Origin of the sequence: Agromyces sp. NPDC058104 (genome assembly GCF_042884835.1) — a bacterium.
Classification (GTDB): Bacteria; Actinomycetota; Actinomycetes; order Actinomycetales; family Microbacteriaceae; genus Agromyces.
Genome location: NZ_JBHVTD010000002.1, coordinates 954,637 through 966,540 on the forward strand (window position 1 = coordinate 954,637; position 11,904 = coordinate 966,540).

At 73.3% G+C, this 11,904-nt stretch carries 12 protein-coding genes; 6 read left to right on the forward strand and 6 right to left on the reverse strand.

The window, feature by feature from the left end; all coding sequences use genetic code 11:
* Positions 1-51 precede the first annotated feature (51 nt).
* Positions 52-1,938 carry a choice-of-anchor A family protein gene (locus ACFVTH_RS12370; protein WP_387091130.1) on the reverse strand — a complete coding sequence of 629 codons (1,887 nt, stop codon included), beginning with the start codon at positions 1,936-1,938 and terminating at the stop codon, positions 52-54.
* Positions 1,939-2,164: 226 nt separating this feature from the next.
* Here ACFVTH_RS12370 and ACFVTH_RS12375 point away from each other — a divergent pair, with 226 nt between their 5' ends.
* Both ACFVTH_RS12375 and ACFVTH_RS12380 read left to right on the forward strand, forming a co-directional pair.
* The gene (locus ACFVTH_RS12375) at positions 2,165-2,956 is read left to right on the forward strand and encodes a siderophore-interacting protein (protein ID WP_387091133.1); all 792 of its coding nucleotides are present in this window, start codon (positions 2,165-2,167) and stop codon (positions 2,954-2,956) included.
* Positions 2,957-2,988: 32 nt separating this feature from the next.
* A complete protein-coding gene (locus ACFVTH_RS12380) occupies positions 2,989-3,516 on the forward strand; it encodes a hypothetical protein (protein ID WP_387091136.1) in 528 nt (175 codons plus the stop codon).
* Between the two features lie 43 nt (positions 3,517-3,559).
* On the opposite strand, the gene ACFVTH_RS12385 is transcribed toward ACFVTH_RS12380, so the two are convergent.
* Positions 3,560-4,513, reverse strand: a complete 954-nt coding sequence (locus ACFVTH_RS12385) for a helix-turn-helix transcriptional regulator (protein WP_387091139.1) — start codon at positions 4,511-4,513, stop codon at positions 3,560-3,562.
* 62 nt (positions 4,514-4,575) lie between these two features.
* Here ACFVTH_RS12385 and ACFVTH_RS12390 point away from each other — a divergent pair, with 62 nt between their 5' ends.
* Positions 4,576-5,748, forward strand: a complete 1,173-nt coding sequence (locus ACFVTH_RS12390; RefSeq protein WP_387091141.1) for an epoxide hydrolase family protein — start codon at positions 4,576-4,578, stop codon at positions 5,746-5,748.
* A gap of 88 nt (positions 5,749-5,836) precedes the next feature.
* Here ACFVTH_RS12390 and ACFVTH_RS12395 read toward each other — a convergent pair whose 3' ends face one another.
* Positions 5,837-6,676: an alpha/beta hydrolase gene (locus ACFVTH_RS12395; protein ID WP_387091144.1), complete on the reverse strand. Its 840-nt coding sequence runs from the start codon at positions 6,674-6,676 to the stop codon at positions 5,837-5,839.
* Between the two features lie 152 nt (positions 6,677-6,828).
* On the opposite strand from ACFVTH_RS12395, the gene ACFVTH_RS12400 reads away from it, so the two are divergent.
* A complete protein-coding gene (locus tag ACFVTH_RS12400) occupies positions 6,829-7,410 on the forward strand; it encodes a TetR/AcrR family transcriptional regulator (RefSeq protein WP_387091147.1) in 582 nt (193 codons plus the stop codon).
* Between the two features lie 155 nt (positions 7,411-7,565).
* A complete protein-coding gene (locus ACFVTH_RS12405; RefSeq protein WP_387091150.1) occupies positions 7,566-8,177 on the forward strand; it encodes a class I SAM-dependent methyltransferase in 612 nt (203 codons plus the stop codon).
* A 26-nt stretch (positions 8,178-8,203) separates the two neighbouring features.
* Here ACFVTH_RS12405 and ACFVTH_RS12410 read toward each other — a convergent pair whose 3' ends face one another.
* Positions 8,204-8,962 (reverse strand): EI24 domain-containing protein, encoded by a 759-nt coding sequence (locus ACFVTH_RS12410; protein ID WP_387091153.1) that lies wholly within the window; start codon positions 8,960-8,962, stop codon positions 8,204-8,206.
* Positions 8,963-9,018: 56 nt separating this feature from the next.
* Here ACFVTH_RS12410 and ACFVTH_RS12415 point away from each other — a divergent pair, with 56 nt between their 5' ends.
* Positions 9,019-9,852: an alpha/beta fold hydrolase gene (locus tag ACFVTH_RS12415; RefSeq protein ID WP_387091156.1), complete on the forward strand. Its 834-nt coding sequence runs from the start codon at positions 9,019-9,021 to the stop codon at positions 9,850-9,852.
* A 10-nt stretch (positions 9,853-9,862) separates the two neighbouring features.
* Here the strand turns inward: ACFVTH_RS12415 and ACFVTH_RS12420 are convergent, their stop codons facing one another.
* The gene (locus ACFVTH_RS12420) at positions 9,863-10,945 is read right to left on the reverse strand and encodes a trans-sulfuration enzyme family protein (RefSeq protein WP_387091159.1); all 1,083 of its coding nucleotides are present in this window, start codon (positions 10,943-10,945) and stop codon (positions 9,863-9,865) included.
* A 9-nt stretch (positions 10,946-10,954) separates the two neighbouring features.
* Positions 10,955-11,854, reverse strand: coding sequence for a transposase (locus ACFVTH_RS12425; RefSeq protein ID WP_387091162.1), 900 nt, complete (start codon positions 11,852-11,854; stop codon positions 10,955-10,957).
* Positions 11,855-11,904: the final 50 nt, after the last annotated feature.

Here is an 11,904-nt window from a genome sequence, read left to right on the forward strand (position 1 = left end):
GCGGATGCCCCGGGCTGCACGGGCAGCCCGGGGCATCCTCCGGGTTCGCGATCAGGCGCGGCGACGGCGGCGCGCGACGAGCAGGACGACGCCCGCCGCGAGCAGGGCCGCCGCGGCGGCGATCGTCGCGGTGAGGCCGGCCACGCCGGTCTCGGCGAGGCCGCCGTCGTCATCGCCGTCATCGCCGCCGCCGTCGGGGCCGGGCCCCGGGCCCGGGCCGGTCGGGACGCCCGCGGTGTTCGTCACGGTGACGAGCGCGTCTTCGTCGCCGGCGATCGTGACCGTGTCAGGGCTGAAACTCGGCTCGCCCCACTCCACGCCGTCGAGCTCGGGAAGGTCGACCTCGGTGAAGGCGACGACGGTGCCGGCCGGGAGATCCTGCGGGCCGTGGCTCAGCGTGCCGTCCGCGAGCACCGCCAAGGTGCCCGTCACGACGGCGCCCTCGAGCTCGTACCGGTACTCGACCGTGAACTCGGTGCCGGCGGGCACCGCCTCGGCCGCGTCGCCTTCGACGGCCTTCGCGACGGAGAATCCGCCGTTGGCGAGGAGGCCCGAGCCGGTACGGTTGGTGACCGTCACGAGGGTGTTCTCGTCACCTGCGATCGTGACCCGCTCGGGGCTGATCGTCGGGGTGTCCCATTCGATGCCGGGGACGACCGGCAGGTCGATCTCCTCGAAGTCGACGATCGTGCCGACCGGCAGGTCCTGCGGGCCGTCGACGACGGTGCCGTCGGCGAGGAGGGTGAGCTCGCCGGTGATCGTCTCGCCGCCCAGCTCGTACGAGTACTCGAGCGTGAACGCCGTGTCAGCGGGCACGCTGCCGGCCTCGGGGCCGGTCACGGCCTTCGCCGCCGAGAAGCCGCCGACCTCCTGGCAGCCGAGCGAGCCGCCGCCCGTCCACGGGTAGTTGTGCAGCTCGTTGCCGACGCCGCGTGTGGTGAGGTCGCCGCCGACGTGCACGCGACCGTTCGTCGAGGCGGTGATCTCGGTGTCGGCGGTCGGGGCGAGGATCGAGCCCATGAACTGGCTCGTGCCTCCGATGAGGAGCGACGTCGCGTCGGTGAAGTTCCAGAGGATCCGCGAGGCGGCGTTGCCGAACCCGGGGCTCGCGAGGTCGTCGACACGCACCCCGTCGATCGCGAAGTAGTTCGGCGAGAATGCCACGTCGCCGGCCCCGATGACGTTGATGACGATCGGCACGTCGGCGGGGACCGCGGTGAAGTCGACCTCGGTGATCGCCGAGATCGCCCCGGCGTCGAGCGTGAAGACCTGGGGGTCGTCGCCGGACGTGCCGACGAACTGCACCTGGTTGCCGGCGACGAGGCCGGTGCCGGTCACCGGGTACCCCGCGATCTCGGCGGAGGTGTCGGTGATCACCGTCTGGAAGTCGGCGTTCGGATCCATCGCGGCCGTCTGGCCGAGACCGGTCTCGATGCCGGCACCGTTGGCGTCGACGGTGCCCGTGGACGTGCCGCCGACCTTGACGGCGCCGCCGCCCGTGATGTTCGCGCCGACGTGGAGGTTCGTCGTCGGGCCGACGACGAGGTCGCCGCCGACCGCGAGCATGGTCTCGCCGCCAGCGGGCACGATGCCGGAGCCGGCGCCGACGGCACCGACATTGAAGACCCCGCCCGAGGTCTTGTCGAAGGTGGCGTTGCCGCGGACGAGCAGAAGGCCCTCGGATTCGGCGGCGCTCGAGGTCGCGAGGAAGTCGCCGCCGGAGTAGACGGCGACATTCGAGTCGGTGTAGGTCGGCAGCGGGCCGATCGGGGGCGCTTCGCCGTCGGGCGGGCAGATGGGCAGGGGCTCGGCGGCATTCGCGGGGCCGGCCGGAGCAGCGCCGGCGATCGCGACCGCGCCCATGAGGGCGAGTCCGGTGATGGCGAGCAGGCCGGTGAGCGAGCGCAGGCGCGGGGGACGGGCAGCGCGAGGGTGCATGGGCGCGGTCTCCGTTTCGGGGTGAACGGTCGGGGAACGAGGGCGGCGTCGTGGGTGGCGACGATTCCACTCAACCAGAGAGATGCTCGAATCGCCCGATCATGACGCGACTCGCGATATTTCTCAGGATTCTTTCCGAATCATCGGCGAGGCCGGGACGGGGCACCTGCTGCGCTCGATGCGCTGGATGGGTAAGGTAAGGGTTACCTAATACGCGAGGAGGCCCATGGCAGTCAGCAACATCGCGGTCACGCACGCCCCGAGCGGCGTCGTCGAGGTGGAGGTCGCCGACGCCGTTCGCATCTCACCGCACTTCGTGCGCCTGACCGTCGCCGGCGACGAGCTCGCCGGGTGGCGGCACCTCGGCTTCGACCAGTGGTTCCGGCTCGCCGTGCCGACTGCGGGCGACACGCGCTTCGACAACCTCGCCGACACCTACGACATGGCGGGCTACCTGCGCTACCTGACGCTGCCGAAGGCGACGCGTCCGGTCATCCGCAACTACACGGTGCGCGAGTTCCGCCCCGACTCGCTCGAGCTCGACATCGACTTCGTCGTGCACGGCGACGACGGCGTGGCGGGGCCGTGGGCGAGCGGGCTGCCGGTCGGGGCCGCCGTCGCCCTCATCGACCAGGGCTGCGGCTACCGCCCCGTCGAGGCCGAGCACACACTGCTCGTCGGCGACGAGAGCGCGATGCCCGCGGTGCTCGGCATCCTCCGCGACCTCCCGCGCGACGCGCGCGGGCAGGCGATCATCGAGCTGCCCGACCTCGCCGATCGCCAGCACGTCGACGCGCCCGACGGGGTCGACGTGCACTGGATCGTGCGCCGTCCCGAGCAGCCCGCCGGTCGTGCGGCGCTCGAGCACCTGCACGAGCTCAGCATCCCCGAGACCTCGGTCTACGCCTTCGTCGCGGGCGAGTCGAAGCTCGCCACGGGCGCGCGCCGGTTCCTCGTCAACGAACGCGGTCTGCCCAAGCGCAACGTGACCTTCTGCGGCTACTGGCGCGCCCACTGACCCGGCTGGTCCGCGGCGCGTAGACTGCGGAAATGGAGGCTCCGGCCAGCACCACACTGGTCGTCGTCGGCGACGAGGCGACGGACGCCATCCATGCGCTCGAGCGGTTCGCCAACGTGCGGGCGGCGACGCTGCCCGACGCCAGCGATGCCGACGTCGCCAGGTGGTCCGCAGCCGGCGCGGCCCCTTATGTCGTGCACGATCACGACCCCCTCTCGCACGTCGCGGCCGCGTGGGTCGAGTTCTTCGACGACCTCTCGACGTACGGCGTGCTCGAACTCGAGATCGCACGTGCGATCGAGGCCGCCGGCCGCCACGACCTCACGGTGCCCGACTACTACGTCGTCATCCACCCCGAGACGCTGCCGGTCACCTGGAAGCACTGGTGGCTCGGCGTGCTCGCGAGCGCATCGCCGAGCCGGGTCATCCCGTGGCCGGCCGCCGACGCCTCGCTCGCGCAGCTGCTGCGCCGGCTGCCCGCGGCGAGGGCGTGGCCCGAGTTCGACGCCTGGCTGCCCGGGGTGGCCGCCGCGGTGCCCGACCGCGTCGGCCTCGGCTGAGCCCTCGCCCGCCATCCCCGAAGTCCTCGCCTCAGTCCTCGCCTCAGCCCTCCGCAGCCCTGGCGTACCGCTCCGAATACGTCCGCAGCACCGCGCGCAGCTCGACCGGCGACTCGACGGTGAAGTCCATGCCGAGCATGCCGATGTACGCGGCGATCGTCTCGAGGCTGTCGGCGCCGGTCACGAGGACGGACCGGTGCTCGTCGACCGGCTCGACGACGCCGACCGCGGGGTTGATGCGCGCGAGCACCGCGTCGGCCGAGGCGGCGATGCGGAGGCGGGCGTGCACGTTCCATCCCGTCGCGGCGATCGTGCGCATGGCGAACGCCGTCGCGTCGCCGCCGGGGATCGGCTCGGGGTCGAACCGCCGCCGGGTGGGCATCCGGGGCTCGATCCAGTCGACCCGATAGGTGCCCCACTCGTCGCTGCGGGGGTCGCGGGCGACGAGGTGCCAGCGGCGCTGCCAGCTCAGCAGCCGGTACGGCTCGACGAGCACGGGTTCGCCGCGGAAGTCGAAGCGCAGCCACTCGACGTCGCGGATGGCCGCGGCCACCGCCTGCAGGACGGCGGCGTCGACCTCGGGGTCGGGGGCATCCGTGCCCGTGTTCTCGGGTGCGCGGTCGACCGTCTCGTGCAGGGCGGCGACCGTCGGCCGCAGGCGCGAGGGCAGCACCTGCTCGAGCTTCGCGAGGGCGCGGCCGCTCGACTCCTCGATCCCGGCGATGCCGGTGGCCGCGCGCAGGCCGACCGCGACGGCGACGGCCTCCTCGTCGTCGAGCAGCAGCGGCGGCAGCTTGCCGCCGGCGCCGAGTCGGTACCCTCCCGTGCTGCCGCGGGCGGCGTCGACCGGGTAGCCGAGCTCGCGCAGGCGCTCGACGTCGTTGCGGATCGTGCGCGTCGTGACCGCGAGTCGGGCGGCGAGCTCGGTGCCGGTCCAGTCGGGTCGCGACTGCAGGAGCGAGAGCAACGCGAGGAGGCGTGCGGCGGTGTCGGACATGGTTCGATTCTCTTCGCTCATTAGGAACGGAACGTACCTATATTGACCGTACCGTCGAAGACATGAACACGACCACCACTTCCACCGAGATCCGCCCCTTCCGCGTCGAGGTCGCTCAGGCCGAGCTCGACGACCTGCAGCAGCGCCTCGCGCGCACCCGCCTTCCGCAGGCCGCCCCGGTCGACGACTGGGATGCCGGCACGCCGAACTCCTACCTCCGCGACGCCGTCGACCGCTGGCGCGGCGGCTTCGACTGGCGCGCCGTCGAGGCGCGCATCAACGAGTTCCCGCACTTCACGACCGAGATCGACGGGCAGCCGATCCACTTCATCCACGTGCGCTCGCCGCACCCCGGGGCGACGCCGCTGCTGCTCGCCCACACCTACCCCGGGTCATCCGTCGACTACCTCGACGTGATCGGCCCGCTGGTCGACCCAGTCGCACACGGCGGCCGCGCGGAGGACGCCTTCGACGTCGTCGTCCCGGACGCTCCGGGCTTCGGCTTCTCGAACCCCGTCACGGAGTCGGGGTGGACGACCGCCAGGGTCGCCCGGGCCTACGACGAGCTCATGCGGCGCCTCGGCTACAGCGAGTACGGCATCCACGGCTCCGACAACGGCGCGCTCGTCGCGCGCGATCTCGGGCTGCTGAACCCCGAGGGCTTCCTCGGCCTGCACGTGCTGCAGCTGTTCTCGTTCCCGTCGGGCGACCCTGCCGAGTTCGAACGCCTCGAGCCGCAGGACTACGCGGGGCTCGAGCACATGCAGTGGTTCCAGTCGGTCGGCGGCTACAACACGATGAACGCGAGCCGCCCCCAGACCGTCGCGGTCGGCCTCAGCGACTCGCCCGTCGCCCTGCTCGCCTACAGCGAGCTGTTCAACTCCTTCGGCAACGGCACGTCGCTCGTGCCGCTCGACGCGATCCTCACCGAGGTGAGCGTCAACTGGTTCGCGAACGCGGCGGCCGGCATGAGCCGGGCCTACCTCGACAACGCGCGGGCCGCCGCCGCGGCCGAGGCCGCGGGGGAGGAGCCGCCGATCAACGCCGCGCCCACCGGGGTCGCGGTCTTCGCCGACGACTTCCAGACCATCAGGGTGTTCGCGGAGCGCGACAACTCGAACATCGTGCATTGGAGCCGGTTCGAGCGCGGCGGCCACTACGCGGCGCTCGAGGTGCCCGAGCTCGTCGTCGGCGACATCCGGGCGTTCTTCGCCGGGCTGCGCGGGTCGGTCTGAACCGGCTGCCCCGGCCTGACCCGGCCCGAACGCGGCGAAGGCGCCGACCCGTCCGGGTCCGCGCCTTCCGCGCGTGGTGCGTGCGGCCTCAGGCGGCCTGCGTCACCTGCGCGTGCTGGGTCGCCCAGTCGAGCGCGTACTCGGCGACCTCCTCCCAGCCGTCCTGGCTGACGATGCGGTGCGTACGGCCGGCGAACTCGCGGAGCTCGACGATCGCCGGGCTGCCGGTCGAGGTGTACTTCTTCACGATCGCCCGGCCGATGGCCGGCGGCACGACGTGGTCGATCTCGCCGGTGATGACGAGCAGCGGCGCGCGGTCGGCGCGGGCGTAGTCGACGTGGGTGACGCCGCCCTTCTCGTTGATCGTCGAGGCGACGCCCTCGAAGAACACCCGGTTGTACGAGTTCACCGCGAACTCCTCCCACAGGCGGTCGGATGCCTCGCGGCCGAGGTCGTTGCCGAAGGTGAAGTGGAAGTGCGCCTTCGAGAGGGGCTTGGCGCCGTTCCTGTCGAACGGGTTGGCGAGGATCGGGAAGCCGGTGCGGAGGGTCGATGCGGGGAGCGTGGTGATGCCGGCGGTCTGCCCGGGCTCGACGCCCACGTAGGCGGCGCCGAGGCCGCGGTCGGCGAGCATCTGGGTGATCACGCCGCCGAAGGAGTGCCCCATGATGATCGGCTTCTCGGGGAGCGCGCGGATGATGCGCTCGTAGTGGTCGGCGATCTGCTTGAGGCCGATGCCCTTGAGCGACTCGGGGTTCGAGCGGATGTCGGCGACGTCGCGGTCGTCGATGCCGGGCCAGCCCGGGACGATCACCTCGTGACCGCGGGCCCGGAAGTACTCGGCCCAGGTGTCCCAGCTCTTCGGGGTCATCCAGAGGCCGTGGACGAGGACGATGGTGGCCTTGCTGCTGTTCGCGGTGGTGTTCATGGTTCCTGCTCCTTCTGGTGGTGCGATCGGGATGACCGCTTCGTGATCTGTGGAGTAGAACGATCGTTCTATCTCTTTCTATTCCGAGACTGTACGCCCAGGGCGGAATCGATGTCAAGCAAAAAGAGAAAGATCGTTCTATCATTTTTGCTATGGCTGCACGAACCACTCCCACCGGCGCCTCCGCGGCGCGCGAACGGCTGCTCCGGACGGCGACGGAGCTCTTCTACCGCGAGGGCATCCACGCCGTCGGCGTGGACCGCATCATCGCCGAGGCCGGCGTCACGCGGGCGACCTTCTATCGCCACTTCCCGAGCAAGGAGGACCTCGTGGAGGCGTACCTCGGCGTCGAGGATGCGAACATCCGCGGCGCGTTCGACGCGGCCGAGGCGTCGGGCGCCGAGCCGCGACAGCTCGTCGGACTCGTCATCGAGGGCCTCGCCGACGACGTCGCCCGCAACCACACGCGGGGATGCCCGTTCATCAATGCCGCAGCCGAGTACCCCGACCCGGAGAGCGGCGTGCGCCGCACGGTGGGCGAGCACCGGGAGTGGTTCCGCTCCGAACTCGAGACGGTGCTCGGCGCCGCCGAGGTCGAGGCGCCCGAGGAGGCGGCGGCGCAGCTCGTGCTGCTGCGCGACGCGGCCATGGTCGGCGGCTACCTCGACGGCTGGGAGCGCGTGCGCCCGGCTTTCATTGCCGCGGCCACGCGCACCGTCGGCCTCGACCGCTGAGTGCGGCCCCGAGGCATCCCGCTCGGCTTCTGCAGGAGAATTGCGCCGAGCCGGGCTGTCAGCCGACCATGGCGACGAATCTCCTGCAGAAGCCGCGCGACGGAGACACGGCGACGCGGGGTGACAGCGGCGAGCGGCCGCGGTAGCGTGCCGGGGTGGCACCCGGCGAACTGATCAGCCAGGACGCGGTCGACGAACTCGGCCGCGAGCTGCTCGGGCGCGTGCGCGGCCGGGTGCTCGAGATCGGCGCGGGCGAGGGGGAGAACTTCGGCGCCTTCGAGCTCGGGGTCGAATGGATCGGGCTCGAGCCCGACGCGCGCCGGCGCGCCGAGCTCGCCACGCGCGGTCGCGAGTGGGGCCACCCGGCCGAGCCGCTCGACGCGGTCGCCGAACGGATCCCGCTGCCCGACCACTCCGTCGACGCGGTCGTCGGCACCTTCGTGCTCTGCTCGGTCGCCGATCAGTCCGCCGCACTCGCCGAGGTGCGTCGCGTGCTCGTGCCCGGCGGGCGGGTCGTCTTCGTCGACCACGTCGCCGCGCCCCCGGGCACGCTCAAGCGGGCGGTGCAGCGGGTCGCGACCCCGATGTCGAAGCGGTGGTGCCACGGATGCCACTGGGACCGCGAGACCGAGGCGGCCCTCCTCGCGGCGGGGTTCACGGGCACCGAGGTGCGCCGGGTGCGCGCGAGGTCGTTGCCGTTCGGGCCCGTGCCCATCCTGCTCTTCGAGGGGCGCGCGCCCGCTGCTTCTGCAGGAGATGTGCACTGAGCCGGGCCCAGAGCAGGGGATGGGGCCTAATCTCCTGCAGAAGCAGCAGGGTCTGCGGCAGCGTCGATCGCGGAGCGGGCGAGCATCGTCGATCCGGCGACGGCGGCCGGCATCGCGATCACCGCACCGAGCGGCACCATGAAGCACAGCTGCGTCGCGACGCCGAACCCGAACATCGACGAGCGCCTGCCCCGGAACATCCGCCGACGATCCTCGCCGCGCAGCCCGCGGGCCGCGAACGCCCGCGAGACGAGCTCGGCGGCGAGCAGCCGCCCCGAGAGCACGATGCCGAGCACCGGCCCGACGACCGCGCCGACCAGGGGGATGAGCCCGACGAGTCCGACCCCGATCGCGATGAGCGCGCCCATGCCGATGAGGCCGAGCGAGTCGCCGACCGCGCGCCAGAACCCCGGGCCGCGCTCGGGCACCTCGCCGCCGAGCTCGGTCTCGACGGCGCGCCAGATCGCCTCGTAGAAGGGGTCGCCGACCGCGAGCGTCACCGCGGTGAAGGTGACGGCCGCGAGCACGACCGCGGCCGCCAGGATCACCGCGCCGAGCGCACCGCGCACGAGGCCGGGCCAGGGTTCGGCCCAGTCGTCGGCGAAGGGCGTGAGCCAGTCCGTGAGGGAGGGGAGCGAGAAGCCGAGGCCGACGAGGGCGGCGACGACGAGGAGGAACACGATCGCGGCCGGGATGAGCCCGAGCAGCATCACGCGCGGGCGCTTCGCCCAGAACGCGAAGCCGCGCAGGAGCATCCGCACGCCCAGCAGGAAGCCCTCGATCACCCGCCCAGCCTAGGCTGAACCAGCCGGTCGTCCACCGGCACGAGAGGGAGGCCCGCATGTCCACCACGCGCGACGTCCGGCTCGCCGACGGTCGCGTGCTGCGTGCGTACGACTCCGGCGAGGACGCCTCGGCATCGCTCGCGCTCGTCTGGCACCACGGGTCGCCGCAGACCGGGGCGCCGCTCGACCCGGTCGTCGCCGCGGCGGCGGCACGCGGCATCCGGCTCGTCTCGTACGCCCGGCCGGGCTACGGCGGCTCGACGCCGAACCCCGGGCGCGACGTCGCCTCGGCGGCCGACGACGTCATCGCGATCGCCGACGCGCTCGGCCTCGGTCGGTTCTCCTCGATGGGGGCGTCGGGCGGCGGCCCGCACGCGCTCGCGGGCGCGGCTCGCCACCCCGACCGGGTGGGCGGCGTCGCCGTGCTCGCCGGCATCGCGCCGTACACCGAGGCGTTCGACTGGTACGCGGGGATGCGGGCGCCCGGCGCGCTGCGCGCCGCGCGGCAGGGCCGCGAAGCGCGGGCGCGCTTCGCCGCGACCGACGAGTTCGACCCCGAGCAGTTCCTGCCCGTCGACGTCGCGGCGCTCGAGGGGCGCTGGGCCTCGCTCGGCGCCGATGCCGGCCGCGCCGCCGAGCTCGGCCCCGCCGGGCTCATCGACGACGACGTCGCCTTCGCGAGCCCGTGGGGCTTCGACCTCGCGGAGGTCGCCGCGCCCGTGCTGCTCGTGCAGGGCGAGGGCGACCGGGTGGTGCCGCGGCGGCACGCGTCGTGGATGCTCGCCCACCTGCCGGACGCCTCCCTCTGGATGCGCCTCGACGACGGGCACGTCTCGGTGCTCGACACCGTGCCCGACGCCATGGACTGGCTGCTCGCGCGGGTCGCCTGACGGCGCGGCGTCAGCCGAGCGTGTCCAGGGCTCGCGAGAGGTCGCGCCAGAGGTCCTCGACCTGCTCGATGCCGACCGACAGCCGCACGAGGCCCTCGGGGATCGTCGGCTGCTCGGCCGGCCAGCGCCGGCGCCGCTCGAGGGTCGACTCGACCCCGCCGAGGCTCGTGGCGTGCACCCAGATCCGGGTGCGCTCGGCCAGCGACTCGGCCGGCTCGGCACCGCCGCGCACGACGATCGACACGATCGCGCCGAAGCCCGGGTAGCGCACCTCCTCGAGCGCGGGGTGCCCCTCGAGCCGGCGCACGAGCTCCTGTGCGTTGGCCTGGGCGCGATCGAGTCGCACCGCGAGCGTGCGCATGCCGCGCACCGCGAGGAACGCCTCGAGCGGCGCCGGGATCGCCCCGGCCAGGCTTCGACGCTGCACGAGCGCGGCGGCGTGCTCCTCGCCGGCCGCGATCGCCGCGCCCATGAGCACGTCGCTGTGGCCCGCGAGGTACTTCGTCGCGGAGTGCACGACGAGGTCGGCACCGAGCTCGAGCGGGCGCTGCAGCAGCGGCGTCGCGAAGGTGTTGTCGACGGCGACGAGGGCACCCTGCTCGTGGGCGGCGGCCGAGATCGCCGCGATGTCGGCGAGCTCGAGCGCGGGGTTCGTCGGCGTCTCGAACCACACCATCGCCGCTCCGGCGCACGCGTCCACGACGGCGGGCGTGTCCGAGATGTCGACGAAGCGGACCCGGAGGCGCCCCTGTCCGGCTCGCTCTTCGAGCAGCGCGACCGTTCCCGTGTACGAGTGGCGCGGCGCGACGACGAGGCCGCCCGGCTCGACGAGATCGAGCACCGCCGAGATCGCGGCCATGCCGGAGGCGAAGCTCACGCAGCGGCCGCCCTCGAGCGCACCGAGCACGTCCTCGAAGGCCGTCCAGTTCGGGTTGCCGTACCGCCCGTACGCGACGTCTCCGCCCGCCACGTACGTCGAGGTGAGGTGGACCGGTACGTTCATCGGCGCATCGGGAGTGTGGGGCGGCCGGCCCGCCACCACGGCGACGGTCTCGGGGCGGAGGGCGGGGGCGACGTCGGGGGAGTCGGGCATGCCGACAGGCTAGCCGAGCGCCTCGCGGGCCGCGGCCGCCTCGTCACGCGCCGACTCGGCGACCCTCGCCGCCCGGTCGCGCTCGCGTCCGAGCCGCCGCGAGTCCCTGCCGTGCTCGCCGAGCCGGTCCTCGACCTCGCGCAGCTCGGCGTCGAGCTCCTCGCGTCGCGCCGTGTCGGCGGCGATCCGGTCGGTGAGCGCCTCGAGTTCGCGTTCGAGGGCGTCGAGGGCCTCGGATGCCTCGGCCGCACGCGCTTCGGCCGCCTCCGCCTCCCGTTCGCGTTCCTCGCGCTCGCGGCGCGACCGCTCCTCGCGCTCCCGCTCCGCGGCGCCGTCGTCGGCCGATCCGCCGCTCCGACGGCTCGCCTTCGGCCGCGCCGAACGCGTCGGCACGCCGCCGCCCGGCCCGCCCGCGACGGCACCGTCGAGGTCGACCTCGAGCCCGACCGCCTCGAGGCCGCGGACGAGGCGCCCGCTGCGAACCGCGCCGGCGGCCGAGGCATCCACCATGCCCGCGTTGAGCGTCTGCGCGACCTCGTCGAGCACCGGCTGCCGCACCGGGGCGTCGAGCTCCTCGGCCAGGGTCCCGGCGTCGCGCGCGAGCGCCGCGACGAGCGCGCGACGCTGCTTGGCGAGACGGGCCATCGCCGGGGCGTCGAGCTCGGCCTGCGCGGCGCGCAGCTCCTCGCCGAGCCCGAGCAACTCGTCGAGCTCGTCGCCGCGGTGGCGCACGAGTTGGTTCACGAGCCACGCCGCCGGCGCGGGGCGGCGCAGGGCGAGCACGGCATCGGCCAGCTCGCGGTCGTCGTCGCGCAGGTCGCGGCCGCGGCCGTTCCGGGCCGCGGTGAACTCCTCGGGGCGGAGCGCGTAGAGCGCCGCCGCCTCGTCGATGAGCGCATCGCCCCCCATAGGGCCATCCTGCAAGATCGCGGGCGATTCCGACAGCCGCCGCGACGTGG

Bases quoted from the DNA above. Each gene is read 5' to 3' on its own strand.
- ACFVTH_RS12370 (WP_387091130.1), bottom strand. From the start codon at position 1,938: ATGCACCCTCGCGCTGCCCGTCCCCCGCGCCTGCGCTCGCTCACCGGC.
- ACFVTH_RS12375 (WP_387091133.1), top strand. From the start codon at position 2,165: ATGGCAGTCAGCAACATCGCGGTCACGCACGCCCCGAGCGGCGTCGTC.
- ACFVTH_RS12380 (WP_387091136.1), top strand. From the start codon at position 2,989: ATGGAGGCTCCGGCCAGCACCACACTGGTCGTCGTCGGCGACGAGGCG.
- ACFVTH_RS12385 (WP_387091139.1), bottom strand. From the start codon at position 4,513: ATGTCCGACACCGCCGCACGCCTCCTCGCGTTGCTCTCGCTCCTGCAG.
- ACFVTH_RS12390 (WP_387091141.1), top strand. From the start codon at position 4,576: ATGAACACGACCACCACTTCCACCGAGATCCGCCCCTTCCGCGTCGAG.
- ACFVTH_RS12395 (WP_387091144.1), bottom strand. From the start codon at position 6,676: ATGAACACCACCGCGAACAGCAGCAAGGCCACCATCGTCCTCGTCCAC.
- ACFVTH_RS12400 (WP_387091147.1), top strand. From the start codon at position 6,829: ATGGCTGCACGAACCACTCCCACCGGCGCCTCCGCGGCGCGCGAACGG.
- ACFVTH_RS12415 (WP_387091156.1), top strand. From the start codon at position 9,019: ATGTCCACCACGCGCGACGTCCGGCTCGCCGACGGTCGCGTGCTGCGT.
- ACFVTH_RS12420 (WP_387091159.1), bottom strand. From the start codon at position 10,945: ATGCCCGACTCCCCCGACGTCGCCCCCGCCCTCCGCCCCGAGACCGTC.
- ACFVTH_RS12425 (WP_387091162.1), bottom strand. From the start codon at position 11,854: ATGGGGGGCGATGCGCTCATCGACGAGGCGGCGGCGCTCTACGCGCTC.